Source organism: Pseudomonas resinovorans NBRC 106553 (assembly GCF_000412695.1).
In the GTDB taxonomy this organism is placed as follows: domain Bacteria; phylum Pseudomonadota; class Gammaproteobacteria; order Pseudomonadales; family Pseudomonadaceae; genus Metapseudomonas; species Metapseudomonas resinovorans_A.
Genome location: NC_021499.1, coordinates 4,773,955 through 4,790,903, shown reverse-complemented (window position 1 = coordinate 4,790,903; position 16,949 = coordinate 4,773,955). Strand labels below are relative to the sequence as shown.

Annotated in this window: 15 protein-coding genes; 10 read left to right on the top strand and 5 right to left on the bottom strand. The window is 66.1% G+C overall.

The annotated features are described in order from the left end of the window. Positions 1–13: 13 nt before the first annotated feature. Positions 14–925: a LysR family transcriptional regulator gene (locus PCA10_RS21570; protein WP_016494207.1), complete on the bottom strand. Its 912-nt coding sequence runs from the start codon at positions 923–925 to the stop codon at positions 14–16. Positions 926–1,080: 155 nt separating this feature from the next. Here PCA10_RS21570 and speB point away from each other — a divergent pair, with 155 nt between their 5' ends. The 6 genes from speB (at position 1,081) to PCA10_RS21545 (ending at position 8,207) form a co-directional block, all read left to right on the top strand. Further along, a complete protein-coding gene (speB, locus tag PCA10_RS21565) occupies positions 1,081–2,052 on the top strand; it encodes an agmatinase (protein ID WP_016494206.1) in 972 nt (323 codons plus the stop codon). Positions 2,053–2,109: 57 nt separating this feature from the next. Next, complete coding sequence (locus PCA10_RS21560) at positions 2,110–3,618, top strand: aldehyde dehydrogenase family protein (RefSeq protein WP_016494205.1); 1,509 nt, start codon at positions 2,110–2,112, stop codon at positions 3,616–3,618. A 99-nt stretch (positions 3,619–3,717) separates the two neighbouring features. Next, positions 3,718–3,891, top strand: coding sequence for a hypothetical protein (locus PCA10_RS30755; protein WP_016494204.1), 174 nt, complete (start codon positions 3,718–3,720; stop codon positions 3,889–3,891). Between the two features lie 3 nt (positions 3,892–3,894). Then, on the top strand, positions 3,895–5,376 hold the full coding sequence (locus PCA10_RS21555; RefSeq protein ID WP_016494203.1) for a purine-cytosine permease family protein: 1,482 nt from the start codon (positions 3,895–3,897) through the stop codon (positions 5,374–5,376). Continuing rightward, complete coding sequence (betA, locus tag PCA10_RS21550; RefSeq protein ID WP_016494202.1) at positions 5,369–7,054, top strand: choline dehydrogenase; 1,686 nt, start codon at positions 5,369–5,371, stop codon at positions 7,052–7,054. The genes PCA10_RS21555 and betA overlap by 8 nt, the downstream gene beginning before the upstream one ends. 157 nt (positions 7,055–7,211) lie before the next feature. After that, positions 7,212–8,207, top strand: coding sequence for an alpha/beta fold hydrolase (locus PCA10_RS21545; protein WP_016494201.1), 996 nt, complete (start codon positions 7,212–7,214; stop codon positions 8,205–8,207). A gap of 148 nt (positions 8,208–8,355) precedes the next feature. Here the strand turns inward: PCA10_RS21545 and glpD are convergent, their stop codons facing one another. Then, positions 8,356–9,885 (bottom strand): glycerol-3-phosphate dehydrogenase, encoded by a 1,530-nt coding sequence (gene glpD, locus PCA10_RS21540; protein WP_016494200.1) that lies wholly within the window; start codon positions 9,883–9,885, stop codon positions 8,356–8,358. 136 nt (positions 9,886–10,021) lie between these two features. Beyond that, positions 10,022–10,780 (bottom strand): DeoR/GlpR family DNA-binding transcription regulator, encoded by a 759-nt coding sequence (locus PCA10_RS21535; RefSeq protein WP_016494199.1) that lies wholly within the window; start codon positions 10,778–10,780, stop codon positions 10,022–10,024. A 90-nt stretch (positions 10,781–10,870) separates the two neighbouring features. Here PCA10_RS21535 and ybaK point away from each other — a divergent pair, with 90 nt between their 5' ends. The 4 genes from ybaK (at position 10,871) to PCA10_RS21515 (ending at position 14,562) form a co-directional block, all read left to right on the top strand. After that, positions 10,871–11,341, top strand: coding sequence for a Cys-tRNA(Pro) deacylase (gene ybaK / locus PCA10_RS21530; RefSeq protein ID WP_016494198.1), 471 nt, complete (start codon positions 10,871–10,873; stop codon positions 11,339–11,341). Between the two features lie 31 nt (positions 11,342–11,372). Then, positions 11,373–12,860: a glycerol kinase GlpK gene (gene glpK / locus PCA10_RS21525; RefSeq protein WP_016494197.1), complete on the top strand. Its 1,488-nt coding sequence runs from the start codon at positions 11,373–11,375 to the stop codon at positions 12,858–12,860. 76 nt (positions 12,861–12,936) lie between these two features. Continuing rightward, complete coding sequence (locus PCA10_RS21520) at positions 12,937–13,680, top strand: substrate-binding periplasmic protein (protein WP_231866602.1); 744 nt, start codon at positions 12,937–12,939, stop codon at positions 13,678–13,680. Positions 13,681–13,779: 99 nt separating this feature from the next. Beyond that, entirely contained in the window at positions 13,780–14,562 is a 783-nt protein-coding gene (locus PCA10_RS21515) for a PhzF family phenazine biosynthesis protein (RefSeq protein WP_016494195.1), read from the top strand. Between the two features lie 107 nt (positions 14,563–14,669). Here the strand turns inward: PCA10_RS21515 and PCA10_RS21510 are convergent, their stop codons facing one another. Both PCA10_RS21510 and argF read right to left on the bottom strand, forming a co-directional pair. After that, entirely contained in the window at positions 14,670–15,779 is a 1,110-nt protein-coding gene (locus tag PCA10_RS21510; RefSeq protein ID WP_016494194.1) for an ABC transporter ATP-binding protein, read from the bottom strand. Continuing rightward, complete coding sequence (gene argF / locus PCA10_RS21505) at positions 15,776–16,693, bottom strand: ornithine carbamoyltransferase (RefSeq protein ID WP_016494193.1); 918 nt, start codon at positions 16,691–16,693, stop codon at positions 15,776–15,778. The genes PCA10_RS21510 and argF overlap by 4 nt, the downstream gene beginning before the upstream one ends. Positions 16,694–16,949 lie beyond the last annotated feature (256 nt).

Genomic DNA, 16,949 nt, shown 5'->3' with positions numbered 1-16,949 from the left:
CGTCGCCGCGGGTTCAGTTGCGGGTTGCGCCGCTGGTGCAGGCGGTCAGGTCTTCGAGGAAGGCCGTGAGGATCGGCGGGCTCACACCGCGCCGGGTGATGACGTCGAAGGGCGATTCCAGGTGATCGCCCTGGGTGGACAGCTGGCGCATCTCGCCGGTGCGTACCCACTGCTCGGCGACGTGCATCGGCAGTAGGCCGAGGTAGGCGCCGGAAATGATCAGGATGGCCAGTGCCTCGATGTTGTCCACGGTGGCCGCCGCCTTGCTCACGCCGAGCACGTCCAGGTCGTACTGCTGCATGTAGCCGCGCACGACGATCCGGCTCGCGACTATGGCGTCCTTCAGCGCCTTGCCGCCGAGCTCGCTGCCGAACAATGGGTGGTGGCGCCCGCAGTAGAGCCCCAGGGACTCCCGGTAGAGCGGGTCGTAGGCCAGGCCCGGGATGCGCGCGGGAAAGTGCCCGATGGCCAGGTGCAGGCGGTTGTCCAGCACCCGCTCCTCAAGCTCCGCCGGCGTGCCGACGTAGACGCTGAGGTGGACGTCGTGCCCACGGGAGACGAAACGCTGGGTGGCGCGGGGCAGGGGGGAATCGCGGTCGGTGAGGGTGCTGTCGATGATGCCGAGGTTGAGCTTGCCGCTGATGCGTTGCTTGAGCACGTCGGCGTCCATGCAGAAGGTTTCCACCGCCGAGAGCAGGCGCTGGGTGGCCTCATGGATGGCCACCCCCTGCTCGGTGAGGCGGAAGCCGCTGCGGCCGCGCTGGCAGAGCTTGACCCCGAGCCGGGTCTCCAGGTGGGTCATCTGTTCGCTGATGGTGGACTGGCCCGCGTTGAGCGCGGCCTGGGCGGCGGAAAATCCCCCGCATTTGACGATGGTGGCGAAGACTCGCAGGAGCTTCAGGTCGACATCATGCAACTGGATCACGGGAGCCTCCCGGTCGATGGATACATCGTTATCAGCGATTTGAGTATCTGATGTTTTGCATTTTTCCAAATTAATCCCGCGCCCATAGTTCCTGCAACGGCGAATTCGAAGCCGGTTCGCCGACGACAGAAAACAAGAAACGGAGGCGCATGAAAATGCCGAAGAACGCGTATGAGTCCGGGCGGTTGAATCTCCCATTCGTGGGTCACTGCACCTTTGCCAAATCCCCGATCTGCACCGATTGGGATGACATCGATGCCGACGTCGCCATCCTCGGCGCACCGAACGACATGGGTACCCAATGGCGCTCCGGTGCGCGCTTCGGACCGCGCAGCATCCGCGAAGCGTCCACGCTCTTCTCTTTCGGCCACTCCGGTGCCTACGACCACGAGGACGACGCGCTCTACCTGACCCAGGACCAGGTGCGCATGATGGATGTGGGGGACGCGGACATCGTCCACACCGACATGGCCACCAGCAACGACAACATCGAGTTCGCCGTGCGCAAGATCCTCGCTTCCGGCGCCATGCCGGTGGTGCTGGGCGGCGACCACTCGATCCACGCCCCGGTGATCAAGGCCTTCGAGGGTCACGCGCCGATCCACATCGTGCACTTCGACGCGCACCTGGACTTCGTCGACGAACGCCACGGCGTGCGCTACGGCCACGGCAACCCGCTGCGCCGCGCCTCCGAACTGGACCATATCGTCGGCATGACCCAGATGGGCATCCGCAACGTGTCTTCCTCCAACCGCGACGACTACGACGCCGCGCGCGCCGCCGGCTCGCAGATCCTCTCGGTGCGCGACGTGCGCCGCCTGGGCGTCGAAGGGGTAATGGCGAAGATTCCGGAAGGCCTGGACTACTACATCACCATCGACATCGACGGCTTCGACCCCTCCATCGCCCCCGGCACCGGCACGCCCAGCCACGGCGGCTTCCTCTACTACGAGGTGCTGGAAATCATCCAGGCGCTGGCCCGCCGCAGCCAGGGACGCGTGGTCGGCATGGACCTGGTGGAGGTCGCGCCCGCCTATGACCCCACCGGCGCCACGTCGATCCTCGCGGCGCAACTGCTGATGAACAGCATCGGCTTCATCTTCCACGAACGCGCCCGCAACCGCTGAGACGCGGCCCACCCAGCAGCCGGGCCTCGCAGGGGGGCCGGCGACGAGGAACAGACAGTGGACAACACGGTTAAAGACTATCTGCAGAAATTCGGCGTATCCGAAGCCACCCAGCGCTTCCTCGGCAAGGCCAAGAAGCTGTTCGTGGGCGGTGCCTGGCTGGATGCCGCCGACGGCGCCAGCGCCGAGGTGATCGAGCCCTCCACCGGCGGTGTGCTCGCGCGCATTCCCATGGGCACGGTGGAGGACCTGGACCGCGCCGTGGCGGCGGCCCGCGCGCAGTTCGATGGCGGCCCCTGGAGCCAGCTCAAGCCCCTGGAGCGCGAGCGCCTGCTGCATCGCCTGGCCGACCTGATCGAAGACAACGCCGACGAGCTGGCCGAGATCGAATCCATCGACATGGGCAAGTCGGTGGCCCAGGCCCGCGCCGTGGATATCCAGGGCACCATCGATACCTTCCGCTACTTTGCCGGCTGGGCCAGCAAGATCCACGGCCGCACCGTCGAACCGTCGCTGCCCGGCAACTACCTGGCCTACACGCGCAAGGAGCCGGTGGGCGTGGTGGGCGTCATCGTGCCGTGGAACTTCCCCCTGCAAACCATGGCCTGGAAGCTGGGCGCCGCCCTGGCGGTGGGCTGCACCGTGGTGGTGAAGCCGGCCGAGCTGACCTCCCTCTCGGCCCTGCGTTTCGCCGAACTGGTCCAGGAAGCGGGCATCCCCGACGGGGTGGTGAACATCGTCAGCGGGCGCGGCAGCGTGGTGGGCTCGGCGATGTCCGGCCACCCGGGCATCGACAAGCTGAGCTTCACCGGTTCGACCCCCGTGGGCTGCTCCGTGGGCAAGGCGGCCATGGACCAGATGAAGCGCCTGACCCTGGAACTGGGCGGCAAGTCGCCGGTGATCGTCTTCGCCGATGCGGATATCAAGGCCGCGGCCCAGGCGGTGGCCAACGGCGTGTTCTTCAACTCCGGCCAGGTCTGCGACGCGGGCACCCGCGCCTATGTGCACCGCAGCGTGTACGCCGAGTTCCTGCGCGAACTGGCCGCCTACACCGCGACGCTGAAGATCGCCCCCGGCCTGGACCCGGACTGCTTCATCAGCCCCATGGTGTCGCGCCAGCAACAGCAGCGGGTGCTGGAGTACATCGCCACCGGCAAGGCCGAAGGCGCGGAGCTGTACTACGGCGGCGAGCCGGTGGAAGGCCCCGGCTTCTACGTGCAGCCGACCATCTTCGCCAACTGCCGCAACGACATGCGCATCGTCCAGGAGGAGATCTTCGGCCCGGTGCTGGTGACCGCGCCCTTCGACAGCGAGGACGAGGCCCTGGCCCTGGCCAACGATTCCGCTTTCGGCCTGGCCGCGGCGCTCTACTCCAAAGACCTCGGTCGCGTGCACGGCCTGATCCCGAAACTGCGGGCCGGCACCGTCTACGTCAACGCCCACAGCACCCTCGACCCCTCCATGCCTTTCGGCGGCTACAAGCAGTCCGGCTATGGCAAGGACCTCGGGTCGGAACAGCTGGATTACCTGCTGGAAACCAAAGCCGTGTGGATCACACTGCCCTGAGGAGCTGGGCACTAGCGTGCCGTCGCCTTCGGGCGGCGGCCCTGATTGGCCGGGATGCATCGAATTTCAAGAACAAGAACCCCTAGAGGTGATGCCCAGATGAACAGCCAACCCGATATCGAGCGTGCGCAAGAACTGGAAAGACGCATCCGCGTCTACGAACAGCTGGAAGAACTGAAGGCGTGGCCGGGGGCGTTGAACGCCGTCGACTACATCGCCACCACCCTGATGACGCTGGTCCTGGTCGTCGGCTTCTACCTCTGGGGGTACTGAGCCATGGCCCATCAGGAACCCGTCAATCACGGCCTGGAAGCCGAGCGCGGCGACACGCCGCTGCTGCCCAACGAACGCATGTGGGGCTTCTGGGAATTCACCTACGCCAACTCGGCCCTGGCCATCGCCACCTGGGCCTTCCTCATCGGCGGCGCCACGGCCCTGTTCGTCGGGCCCAAGCAGGGCATCGCCGCCATCGTCATCGGCAATATCCTCGGGGTACTACTGACCACCTTCGCCACCTGCGTGCCCTGCGGCAAGTACGGCACCGAGCAGTTCACCTTCCTGCGCAGCATGTTCGGCGGCAATGGCAGCCGGCTGGTGTACGTGCTGGCGGTGGTGTTCCTGACCATGGGCTGGCTGGCGGTGCTGGGGCTGATGTTCGGCCGCTCCATCGACGGCCTTTCCGGCCTGGTGTCGGAGCACAAGACCGACGCCAACGGCTGGCTGGTATTGGCGTCGGGCTTCTTCGCCATCGTCCTGACCGGCTTCGTGGTGGCCAAGGGGCCCACCTCGATCAAGGTGTTCAACATGATCGTGGCGCCGGCCCTGGTGGTGATCATGGGGGTGATGTTCTACATGATCCTCAGCGAGCACGCCTTCTCCGAGCTGATGGCCATGCCCGCGCTGGACGCGCCGTTCGACGATAACCGGGTCAACTTCATGATCGCCGTCGAGGTGAACATGGCCGCCGGTTTCTCCTGGTGGCCCTATGTTGGCAACCTGGCGCGCCTGTCGAAGAACCAGCGCACCTCGTACTGGCCGAACATCATCGGCATCTTCGGTGCCGCCGCCCTGGGCGAAGTGGTGGGCCTGCTGGCCGCCGCCGCGCTGGGCGACAGCGACCCGACGGTGTGGATGACCCGCATCGGCGGCCTGACCTTCGGCGTCATCGCCCTGGGCTTCGTGGCCTTCGCCAACGTCACCAGCATGGTGAATATCCTCTACACCTCCATCGTCGGCCTGCGCCAGGTGGTGGGGCAGAAGCTGCGGGACATGAGCTGGGAATGGCTGGTGGTGCTGTTCTGCCTGGCCCCCGCGCTGATCGTGCTGTTCGCCCCGGGTATCTATGACGGCTTCTTCATCTTCCTGGTCTGGACCTCGGCCCTGAACAGCGCCCTGGCGGGCATCGGCATCGCCGACTACTTCTTCCTCCGCCGCCAGCGCCTGAACCTGCGCCACCTCTACACCGAGGGTGAGCAGTCGCCATTCCACTTCTGGCGCGGGTTCAACCCGGCGGCCCTGGTGGCACTGGTGGCGGGCTTCGTCATCTACATCGTGGTGTTCAACCCGCAGACCCTGGCCAACACCACCTTCTTCACCTTCGCCACCGCTTCCCTGCCGTCCTGCCTGCTGGCCGGGGTGGTGCACTACGCGCTGACCCGCGTACTGGCCGCCCACCTGGCCTGGGGTGCCTACCCGAAGGGCAACGATCGCAAGACAGAGGCCCTGGGCCTCACCGCAAAGGGCTACAGCAATGAATAAGCGCTACGACTACATCATCATCGGTGCGGGCTCGGCCGGCTGCGTCCTGGCCAACCGCCTGACCGAGGACGCCGGCACCTCGGTGCTGGTCCTGGAATTCGGCGGCAGCGACCGCAGCGTGCTGATCCAGATGCCCAGCGCCTTCTCCATCCCGATGAACACCAAGAAGTACAACTGGCGCTACGAGACGGCGGCCGAACCGCACCTCGACAACCGCCGCCTGCACTGCCCGCGCGGCAAGGTGCTGGGTGGCTCGTCGTCGATCAACGGCCTGGTCTACATCCGTGGCCACGCCTACGACTTCGACGAGTGGGAAAGCCTGGGGGCGAAGAACTGGGGCTATCGCAACTGCCTGCCGTACTTCAAGCGCGCGGAGCACTACAAGTTCGGCGGCGACGACTACCGCGGTGCCAGCGGGCCCCTGGCCACCAACAACGGCAACAACATGCAGAACCCTCTGTATGGCGCCTGGGTGGAGGCCGGCGCGGAGGCCGGCTACATCAAGACCGACGACTGCAACGGCTACATGCAGGAAGGCTTTGGCGCCATGCACATGACGGTGAAGGACGGCGTGCGCTGGTCCACCGCCAACGCCTACCTGCGTCCGGCCATGGAGCGGCCCAACCTGACGGTGGTTACCCACGCCATGACCCGGCGCATCCTCCTCGACGGCAAGCAGGCGGTGGGGGTGGAGTACGACCAGGGCGGCACCACCCACACCGTGTACTGCAATCGCGAGGTGCTGGTGTCCTCCGGCCCCATCGGCTCGCCGCACCTGCTGCAGCGCTCCGGAATCGGCCCGCGCGAGGTGCTGGAGAAGGCCGGCATAGAGGTGCGCCATCACCTGCCGGGCGTGGGGGAAAACCTCCAGGACCACTCGGAGATCTACATCCAGTACGAGTGCAAGGAGCCCATTACCCTCAACGGCAAGATGAGCCTCTTGGGCAAGGCCCTGATCGGCCTGCGCTGGCTGCTGTTCAAGGACGGCCTGGGCGCCAGCAACCACTTCGAGGCCGGCGGCTTCATCCGTTCCGAGCAGGGGCTGCGCTGGCCGGACATCCAGTTCCACTTCCTGCCGGCGGCGATGCGCTACGACGGCGACAAGCCGTTCAAGGGCCATGGTTTCATGGTGCTGACGGGGCCCAACAAGCCGAAGAGCCGTGGCCATGTCCGCGCGCTGTCGGCCGACCCCTACGTGCATCCGGAAATCCGTTTCAACTACCTGGAGAGCGAAGAGGACCGCGAAGGCTTCCGCCGCTGCGTGCGCCTGACCCGCGAGATCATCGGCCAGCCGGCCATGGACCGTTACCGTGGCGCGGAGCTGGCGCCCGGCCCGCAGGTGCAGACCGACGAGGAGATCGACGCCTTCGTGCGCGCCAACATGGAAAGCACCATGCACCCCTGCGGCTCCTGCCGCATGGGCGAGGACGACCTGGCGGTGGTGGATTCGGAACTGCGGGTTCGGGGCATCAAGGGACTGCGGGTGATCGACTCGTCGGTGTTCCCCACCGAGCCCAACGGCAACCTCAACGCACCGACCATCATGCTCGCCGAACGAGCGTCGGACCTGGTGCGCGGTCGCCGGACGCTGGAACCCGAGGACCTGCCGGTGGGCCTGGCCGCCAACTGGGAAAACGCCCAGCGCAGCAATGCTCCCCGGCGCCAGGTAGGCGCCTGAGCCGCCACCGAAGAGGCGGCCGTGCGGGCCGCTTCTTCGGTTACGGTAACGACCGTTCAGCGCTGGTCATCAAACTGTCACCGTTCTGTGGCAGTGCGAACGCAAGGAATTCATCAGAATCGCGCTCAACTGGGGTTTTGCGTTCTGGATTTCCATCATGCGTGTGCTGATCCTGCTGGCCGTGCTCATTTGCGGCCTGCCTTCCTTTGCTTTTGCCAATGCGCGTTGCGATGTGGCCGTGCCGACGGAGACCGTCGACCTGGGCCCGGTGCGCCTGGCCTACCAGAGCATCGGCGGCGAGCGGGACCCGGCGCTGCTGTTGATCATGGGCCTGGGTGGACAGCTCATCCACTGGCCGGACGAAGTGGTGCAGAGTCTGTGCCAGAGCGGTTTTCGCGTGATCCGGTTCGACAACCGGGATGTCGGCCTTTCCGCCTGGACCGGCGCCGAACCCTCGGTGAACCTGCCTTTCGAAGTGGTGCGCTATCGCCTCGGTCTGCCGGTGTCTGCGCCCTACGGCCTGCGCGACATGGCCATGGACTCCCTGCACCTGCTGGATGCCCTGGGTATCCAGCGCGCCCACGTGCTGGGCGCCAGCATGGGCGGGATGATCGCCCAGCACCTGGCGGATCTCGCACCCGAGCGGGTGCTCAGCCTGACCCTGGTGATGACCAGCTCCGGCGCCCAGGGCCTGCCGGCGCCGAGCCCGGCATTGCTGGAACTGCTGGCCCGGCGCGAGGCGCCGAACCGTGACGTGGCCATCACCCAGCAGGCCGACCTGCTGGCCGCCCTGGGCAGCCCCCAGGTCAGCGATGACCGTGGACAGTTGCTGGAGCAGGCGGCGCGCTCCTACGACCGCTCGTTCAACCCGGAAGGCGTGCAGCGCCAGATCCTGGCGATACTCGCCGAGCCCAGCCGCGTCGACCTGTTGAATCGCCTGCAGGTACCGACCCTGGTGATTCACGGCACCGCCGATCCGTTGCTGCCGGTCATGCATGGCGTGCACGTGGCGGCCCATATCAAGGGTTCGGAACTGAAACTGATCCCCGGCCTCGCCCATCGCTTCCAGGAGGCCTTCAAGGAACCGCTGCTGTCGGCGGTGCTGCCGCACCTGCGGGCCCACCGGGCCGAGGGGCATGTGGCGCAGCTGTGATTGTGTTGCTCCGGGGTGCTTCTATCTGTGGGGCGAATCTATTCGCTAACCGGACCGCAGGTTCGGACTTCAGATCTGACCGGGGACGCTACGCATCCCTTGGCGAATGAATTCGCCCCTACAGGACAACCAGGCTGCAGGTCAGACTCTACGCCGCATTCGCCCTAGGCCGACGCGGGTGTTCCTGCTTGAGGTACTGGACGAGGCGCGCCTGCTGGCCGGCGCTCATGAATAGGCCTAGCTTGGTGCGGCGCCAGAGGATGTCTTCGGCGCTCACCGCCCATTCTTCCTGGCACAGGTAGTCCACTTCCCGCGTGTAGAGGCCGGCGCCCAGGTGTTCGCCGAGGTCGGCCAGTTCCCGCACGCCGCGCAGCAGGTGCCAGCTGCGGCTGCCGTAGAGGTTGGCCCAGCGCCGGGCGATGGCGGTGGGTAGCCAGCCGAAGCTGGAGCAGAGGGCTTCCACCAGGGCGCTGCGGGTATCCATCTGTTCGCCGCCAGGCAGTGGCGCAGTAGCGGTCCAGGGTCCTTTGGCGAAGGGGAACCAGGGGGTGAGCTGCGCCATGGCGGCTTCGGCCAGCTTGCGGTAGGTGGTGAGCTTGCCGCCGAACACCGAGAGCAGCGGCGCAGCACCGGGGTGGGCGGAGAGCGACAGGGTGTAGTCGCGGGTCACCGCTGACGGGTCGGCCGATTCGTCGTCGCACAACGGGCGCACGCCCGCGTAGCTGTGGAGGATGTCCTGTTCGCTCAATTGACGCTTGAAGTGGCGGTTGACCACGTCCAGCAAGTAGCGGGTTTCTTCCGGCGTGATCGCCACCGCGGCCGGGTCGCCATGGTATTCGCGGTCGGTGGTGCCGATCAGGCTGAAGCGTTCCAGGTAGGGGATGGCGAAGACGATGCGGCGGTCCTCGTTCTGCAGGATGTAGGCCTGCTCGCCGTCGTGCAGGCGCGGCACGATGATGTGGCTGCCCTGGATCAGGCGGATGCCGTAGGGCGCCTGTTGCTTGAGGTCCTGCTTGATGAAACGCGCCACCCAGGGGCCGGCGGCGTTGACCAGGGCGCGGGCGCGGATCGACAGCAGGCTGCCGTCGGCGCGTTCCAGGTGGATGTGCCAGAGCCCCTTGCTGCGCCGGGCGCTGACGCAGCGGGTGCGGGTATGGATGTGGGCGCCGCGTTCGCGGGCGGCCATGGCGTTGAGCACCACCAGGCGGGCGTCGTCCACCCAGCAGTCGGAGTACTCGAAGCCCCGGGTGATTTCCGCCTGCAACGGGCTGCCGGCGCCGAAGCGCAGGCTGCGTGAGGCGGGCAGGCGTTTGCGCTTGCCGAGGTGGTCGTAGAGGAACAGGCCGGCGCGGATCATCCAGGCCGGGCGCAGGTGCGGCCGGTGCGGGAGGATGAAACGCAGTGGTTTGACGATGTGCGGCGCCTTGGCCAACAGGACTTCGCGCTCGGCCAGGGCCTCGCGCACCAGGCGGAATTCGCGGTGCTCCAGGTAGCGCAGGCCGCCGTGGATCAGCTTGCTGCTGGCCGAGGAGGTGTGCTGGGCCAGGTCGTCCTTCTCGCAGAGAAACACCGACAGGCCCCGACCGGCCGCGTCGGCGGCGATGCCGACGCCATTGATGCCGCCGCCGACGACGGCGAGGTCATAGACTTCGGCGATGGGGGAATGGTTGTGGTTCATGGCAGGCACCGAAGTCGAAATTGAACTTTTAATGTTCACTTCCGAAAATAGCCTAGACGAGCGAACAGCAAATGACCAGCCCGGCATGCGCTCTCGCGCCGGGTGGTCATGAAAAATTCATCGAGGTCGGGGGGGCTCAGACCGCTTCCAGTTGCACCTTGTGCTCGGCCAGCAGGCGGGCCAGTGCGGGGGAGGGCTGGTGGTCGGTGAACAGTCGATCCACCAGGGCGATGGAGCCCAGGCGCACCACGGCGTTGCGCCCGAACTTGCTGGAGTCGGCGGCGAGGAACACCTGCCGGGCGTTCTCGATGATGGCCTGGGACACGCGCACTTCCTGGTAGTCGAAGTCCAGCAGGCTGCCGTCTTCGTCGATGCCGCTGATGCCGACCAGGGCGTAGTCCACCTTGAACTGCTGGATGAAATCCACCGCCGCCTGGCCGACGATGCCGCCGTCGCTGCGCACGGTGCCGCCGGCCACCAGCACTTCGAAATCCTGCTTGTCGGCGAGTTGCGCGGCCACGTGCAGGTTGTTGGTGATCACCTTCAGGCCCTTGTGGCCCATGAGTGCGCGGGCGATGGCTTCGGTGGTGGTACCGATGTTGATGAACAGCGACGCGTGGTCGGGGATGTGTTCGGCCACGGCATCGGCGATGCGCTGCTTCTCGTCGCGGTTCTGCCCGGCGCGCATGGCGTAGGCGGTGTTCTGGGTGCTCGAGGCCTCGCTGGCCGCGCCGCCATGGGTACGGCGCAACAGGCCGTGTTCGGCCAGTTGGTTGATGTCGCGGCGGATGGTCTGCGGGGTGACCGCAAAGGCCTGTGCCAGCTCATCGATGCTGACGTAGCCGCGCTCGCGGGCGAGGTCGAGGATGTCTTGTTGTCGTGGCCCCAGGTTCATGCTGGCTCCTTGTGCTGCGCGGCATTATGCCCAATCGTGGCTTTTCCGCTAAGGTACGCCAAATCTGTCGCAGGATTTTCACAATCGAACATGACCCCCGCCATCGATCTGCTGAAGAAGGCCAAGGCTGAGCACAAGGTGCACAGCTATACCCACGACCCAAAGGCACCGTCCTACGGCCTGGAAGCCGCCGAAAAACTCAACCTGGACCCCGCCCGGGTGTTCAAGACATTGCTCGCGGCCACCGAAAAGGGCGAGTTGCTGGTGGCAGTGGTACCGGTGGTGGGCAGCCTGGACCTCAAGGCCCTGGCCCATGCCGCCGGTGCGAAGAAGGCCGACATGGCCGATCCCAACCAGGCCCAGCGCGCCACCGGTTACCTGGTGGGCGGCATCAGCCCGCTGGGGCAGAAGAAGCGGCTGCGGACCTTTATCGACAACAGCGCGCGGAATTTCGCCAGCATCCACGTCAGCGCCGGACGGCGCGGACTTGAAGTGGAACTGAGCGCGGACACCCTCGCCGTTCACACCCAAGGTCAGTTCGCCGATATCGGCCGTCCCTGACCGTCCATAACAAGAATCAGGAAACATCGCCATGGCCCACTATCTGCTCGCCATCGACCAGGGCACCACCAGCAGCCGCGCCATCGTCTTCAGCGCCCAGGGCTTGCCGGTGGCGCGTGCTCAGCAGGAATTCAAGCAGTACTTCCCCAAGGATGGCTGGGTGGAGCACGACGGCGAGGAGATCTGGCTGACCACCCTCAAGGTCTGCCGTGAAGCCATCGAGCAGAGTGGCCTGGACGCCGCGCAGATCGCCGCCATCGGCATCACCAACCAGCGCGAGACCACCCTGGTGTGGGACGCGCTGACCGGCACCCCGATCCATCCCGCCATCGTCTGGCAGGACCGCCGCACCGCCGACTACTGCGCCACGCTCAAGGCGGCCGGCCACGAGACCGATGTGGCCAGCCGCACCGGCCTGCTGATCGATCCCTATTTCTCCGCCACCAAGCTGCGCTGGGTGCTGGAAAACGTGCCCGGTGCCCGTGAGCGCGCCGAGCGCGGCGAGCTGCGCTTCGGCACGGTGGACTGCTTCCTGCTGTGGCGCCTGACCGGCGGCAAGGTGCACCGCACCGATGCCACCAACGCCTCGCGGACCCTGCTGTTCAACATCCACAGCCAGCAGTGGGACGACGAGCTGCTGCGCTTGTTCGAGATTCCTGCCAGCCTGCTGCCGGAGGTGCTCGATTGCGCGGCCGAGTTCGGTGACACGGATGCCGTGCTGCTCGGCGCCAGCATTCCGGTACGCGGCATGGCCGGCGACCAGCAGGCCGCGCTGATCGGCCAGGCCTGCTTCCAGCCGGGCATGGTGAAAAGCACCTATGGCACCGGCTGCTTCATGATCCAGAACACCGGCGAGCGGCCGGTGGCGTCGCGCAATCGCCTGCTGACCACGGTGGGCTATCGCCTGAATGGCAAGGTGACCTACGCGGTGGAGGGCAGCATCTTCGTCGCCGGCGCCGCGGTGCAATGGCTGCGTGATGGCATCAAGCTGATCAGCCATGCCCGCGACACCGAGGCCCTGGCCGAACAGACCGGCGACGCTTCCGGTGTCTACCTGGTGCCGGCCTTCACCGGCCTGGGCGCACCCTACTGGGACCCGCGCGCCCGTGGCGCGATCTTCGGTCTGACCCGCGATACCGGCATCAAGGAGATCGTCACCGCCGGGCTCCAGTCGGTCTGCTACCAGACCCGCGACCTGCTCGAAGCCATGTCCCAGGATGGCGCCGAAGCGCCCAGCGCGCTGCGGGTGGATGGAGGGATGGTGGAGAACAACTGGCTGATGCAGTTTCTCGCCGACATTCTCGGGGTACCGGTGGAGCGTCCGGAAGTGACCGAGACCACTGCCCTGGGTGTGGCCTATCTCGCAGGTTTGCAAGCCGGGCTGTATCGCGATCTGGACGAAGTGGCCAGCCACTGGCATCGTCAGCAACGATTCGCCCCGCGCATGGCTGATGGCCATCGTAGGAAACTCTACGACGGCTGGTTGGATGCCGTGCAGCGGGTGCGCAGCGGCGCGTAAGGATGCGCTGGTCAGGCCAGGAGGTGGGATGGGAGCAGGGGTAGGGTCGCTGAAGCGTCGCTGGCAGGTCTTGGCCTTGCTGGTCGCACCTCTGTTCTTTCCGTCGGCGCGCGCCGAGACCCTGGTCATCGCCGGGGATATCTGGTGCCCCATCAATTGCGAGCCGGGCTCCGAGCGGCCGGGCCTGTTCGTCGAGCTGGCGCGGGAGATCTTCGGCGACGCCGGCATCAGCGTCGACTACCGCCTGGTGAACTGGGCCCGGGCCATCCACGACACCCGCAACGGTCGCGTGGATGCGTTGATCGGCGCCGGCGTCCAGGACGCTCCCGATTTCGTCTTCACCCCCACCGCGCCGGGGGTGTCGCGCATGTGCTTCTACGTCTCCCCCGATGCCAAGTGGCGTTACCGGAACCTGGATTCCCTGGCCCGGGTCCGCCTGGGCAGCATCAACGGCTACAGCTATGGCCAGGAGATCGACGCCTATATCCGCATCAAGCGCAATGATCCGGCGCGGGTGCAGGTGGTGTCCGGCGACCAGGCCCTGGAGATGAACGTGGAGAAGGTGCTGCTCGGCCGCATCGACGCCACCATAGAGAACGCCTGGGTCATGGATGCCCACCTGGCCGGCAGCGGCCAGCGGGACAAGCTGGTGCAGGCCGGATGCCGGTCGCCGGATGTGCCCATCTACCTGGCGTTTTCCCCGGCCCTGGCGACCAGTGTGCAGCACGCGGCGCTCTTCGAGGCCGGGCTGAAACGCATGCGCGAGAGCGGGCGGTTGAACCAATTGCTGCAGCGCTACGGCCTCTCTCCGCTAGACTGAGCGCGCTGCGGCGCAAAAAAAGCTGGCCACTGTACGGCGCGTGGGGCCTCGGTGATCGGCATGCTGGTAACTTTTCGACCCCACCTCAAGGAGCTTTTCATGCAGCTGGATTTCCATCAGGTCGACGCTTTCAGCCAACGCCCCTTCGGCGGCAATCCCGCGGTGGTCTATCGGCTCGATTCCTGGCTCGACGACCAGCTCATGCAACGCATCGCCGCCGAGCACAATCTTTCGGAAACCGCCTTCCTGGTGAAGGAAGGCAGCAGCTGGCACATCCGCTGGTTCACCCCCAGGGCCGAAGTGCCGCTGTGCGGCCATGCGACCCTGGCCAGCGCCCATGTGCTGTTCGAGCTCTACCAGGAGCCGGGCGATCGCCTGACCTTCACCAGCAAGTCCGGTGAGCTGCGGGTGACCCGGGAAGAGGAGGGCCGCCTGGCCCTGGACTTTCCGGCCCAGGTGCCCCAGGAGGTCGGGGTGACCCTGGAACTGGAGCACGCCCTGGGCGTGGCGCCGGTGGATGCCCTGGGCGCGAACTTCCTGCTGGTGGTCCTGGAGTCGGAACAGGCGGTGCGCGAATGCACGCCGGATTTCAAGGCGCTGGCCAAGCTGCCCTGGTCGGGCGTGATCGTCACCGCAGCGGGCATGAAGCATGATTTCGTTTCGCGCTTCTTCGCACCCAAGATCGGCCTCGACGAAGACCCGGTGACCGGTGCCGCCCATTGCGCGTTGATCCCCTACTGGGCCAACCGCCTGGGCAAGCGCGTGCTGCGTGCCGAGCAGTGTTCCGAGCGTAGCGGCGAACTCTGGTGCCGCCTGGATGGCGACCGGGTGAGCATTGCCGGGCATTCGGTACTGGTGGCCAGTGGTCGGCTGTGGGTGTAACGACTACCTGTACACAGTTCGTAGCCTGGATTTCTTCCGGGCTACGATTCCGGGCACGCTGTAGTAGAGGACGAAAAAGGGGCCGCGTTTGCGGCCCCTTTTTCATTTCAGAGTGCGCCGCTGATGCGCCGTACCCCGGACTCCTGGGGCGTGAACTGGGCGGCGACGCTGCCCTGGGCGGGGAACACCACCAGGTGCTCGGCGGCGACGCGGATACCGACTTCCTGGCCGGGTTGGTGGTCCGCGTGGCTGGGGAAGATGGATTCCAGCTGGCTGCCGGTGGGCAGCAGCAGGCGGTAGAGCGTGGCGGCGCCAAGGAAGGTCTTGCCGATCACCGTGGCACGCAGCTCGCTGTCCGGTGCGTGGACGATGTCATCCGGGCGCAGCAGTACGTCCACCGCGGCACCTTGCGGCCAGGTGTAGGCACGGTTGCCGCGCAGGACACCCAGTTCGGTGGACACCGAATCGGCGGAGGCCAGTTGACCACGGATGAAGTATCCCTGGCCGACGAAGCTGGCGACGAAGGGCGTCATGGGTTCGTGGTAGAGGTTGTACGGGGTGTCCCACTGCTCCAGCAGGCCGTGACGGAAGACGCCGACATGGTCGCTGACGGCGAAGGCCTCCTCCTGGTCGTGGGTCACCAGGATGGCGCTGGTGCCGCGTGCCTTGAGGATCTCGCGAACTTCCTGGCTGAGGCGGCGGCGCAGTTCGCCGTCGAGGTTGGAGAAGGGCTCGTCGAGCAGCAGCAGGCGTGGTTCCGGCGCCAGGGCGCGGGCCAGCGAGACCCGTTGCTGCTGGCCGCCGGAGAGTTCGTGGGGATACCGCCTGGCCAGGTGGTCCAGCTTCACCAGCTCCAGCAGCTCGCCAACCCGTTGCGCACAGTCGGCTTCCTTGCGGATGCCGAAGGCGACGTTGTCGGCCACGGTCAGGTGCGGAAACAGCGCGTAGTCCTGGAACACCATGCCGATCCGGCGTTTTTCCGGCGCAAGGGTGAAGCCGGCACGGGAGATGATCTCGTCGGCCAGTTGGATCTCGCCTTCCAGCACCGGCTCGAAACCGGCGATGGCGCGCAGGGTGGTGGTCTTGCCGCAGCCCGAGGGGCCGAGCAGGCAGCCGATGTCACCGGCGTTGAGATGAAGGTTCAGGCCCCGCACAACCTGCTGGTCGTGGTAACCACAGCTGAGGTTGCGCAGGCTGAGCAGTGTTTCGCGATTCATGCGTGATGGGCGTGTTCGACCAGTAGTTCGAGCAGGGCCTTCTGGGCGTGAAGACGGTTTTCCGCCTGATCCCAGGCTACCGAACGCGGATCGTCGAGCAGGTCGACGCTGATTTCTTCGCCACGGTGGGCCGGCAGGCAGTGCATGAATATCACGTCGTCGGCGGCCAGGTCGAGAAGCGCCTTGTTCACCTGGTAGGGAGCGAACAGCGCCAGGCGCTGGAGGGCTTCCTCTTCCTGGCCCATGGAGGTCCATACGTCGGTGCTGACCAGGTGGGCGCCGGCCACGGCTTCGCGCGGGTCGCGCACGACCTTGACGCGGTCGCCGGCCTGGGCGAGGAAATCGGCGTTGGGCTCATAGCCCTCGGGGCAGGCGACGCGCAGCTGGAAATCGAACTGGATGGCCGCCTCGATGTAGGTGTTGCACATGTTGTTGCCGTCGCCGATCCAGGCAACGGTCTTGCCCTGGATGCTGCCGCGATGCTCGAGGAAGGTCTGCATGTCGGCCAGCAGCTGGCAAGGGTGCAGGTCATCGGACAGGCCATTGATCACCGGCACCCGCGAATGGGCGGCGAACTCGACGAGCGTGCTGTGGGCGAAGGTGCGGATCATCACCGCATCGAGCATGCGCGACATGACGATGGCGCAGTCGCTGATGGGCTCGCCGCGACCCAGCTGGGTATCGCGCGGCGAAAGGAAGATCGCCTGGCCGCCGAGCTGGATCATGCCGGCCTCGAAGGAGAGGCGGGTACGGGTGGAGGCCTTCTCGAAGATCATGCCCAGTACGCGGCTTCTCAGGGGCTCGTAACGCACGCCTCGGTTGCGCAGATCCTTCAGCTCGGTGCCTCGACGGATCAGGCTGTTCAGCTCCTGGGGAGTACAGTCCATCAGGGAGAGAAAATGCCTAGCGCTCATGGTTACTACCTTTCTTCTTTTGCCACTGGCCGCGTGTCCTGGCCGGATATTGCGGGAACAATGCAGGCGGGACGGGCGGTTGAAGCCGCACGTGGCGACAATTTAGGGGGAAGGCGCGATCTTATAAGGAAATGTCGCATGATGCCAACAAGGGCCACGGATGGCGCGGCCTAGAGCGGTTTCGCTGATTTCACTGTAGCGATTTCAGCGCCGATTTGCTGGTTTTCCGGCATCCGCCATTCACATCGGTGCGAGC

Coding starts and splice junctions, on each gene's coding strand:
- PCA10_RS21555 (WP_016494203.1), top strand. CDS start 3,895: ATGGCCCATCAGGAACCCGTCAATCACGGCCTGGAAGCCGAGCGCGGC.
- PCA10_RS21515 (WP_016494195.1), top strand. CDS start 13,780: ATGCAGCTGGATTTCCATCAGGTCGACGCTTTCAGCCAACGCCCCTTC.
- PCA10_RS30755 (WP_016494204.1), top strand. CDS start 3,718: ATGAACAGCCAACCCGATATCGAGCGTGCGCAAGAACTGGAAAGACGC.
- PCA10_RS21510 (WP_016494194.1), bottom strand. CDS start 15,779: ATGAATCGCGAAACACTGCTCAGCCTGCGCAACCTCAGCTGTGGTTAC.
- betA (WP_016494202.1), top strand. CDS start 5,369: ATGAATAAGCGCTACGACTACATCATCATCGGTGCGGGCTCGGCCGGC.
- speB (WP_016494206.1), top strand. CDS start 1,081: ATGCCGAAGAACGCGTATGAGTCCGGGCGGTTGAATCTCCCATTCGTG.
- PCA10_RS21535 (WP_016494199.1), bottom strand. CDS start 10,780: ATGAACCTGGGGCCACGACAACAAGACATCCTCGACCTCGCCCGCGAG.
- ybaK (WP_016494198.1), top strand. CDS start 10,871: ATGACCCCCGCCATCGATCTGCTGAAGAAGGCCAAGGCTGAGCACAAG.
- glpD (WP_016494200.1), bottom strand. CDS start 9,885: ATGAACCACAACCATTCCCCCATCGCCGAAGTCTATGACCTCGCCGTC.
- argF (WP_016494193.1), bottom strand. CDS start 16,693: ATGAGCGCTAGGCATTTTCTCTCCCTGATGGACTGTACTCCCCAGGAG.
- PCA10_RS21545 (WP_016494201.1), top strand. CDS start 7,212: ATGCGTGTGCTGATCCTGCTGGCCGTGCTCATTTGCGGCCTGCCTTCC.
- glpK (WP_016494197.1), top strand. CDS start 11,373: ATGGCCCACTATCTGCTCGCCATCGACCAGGGCACCACCAGCAGCCGC.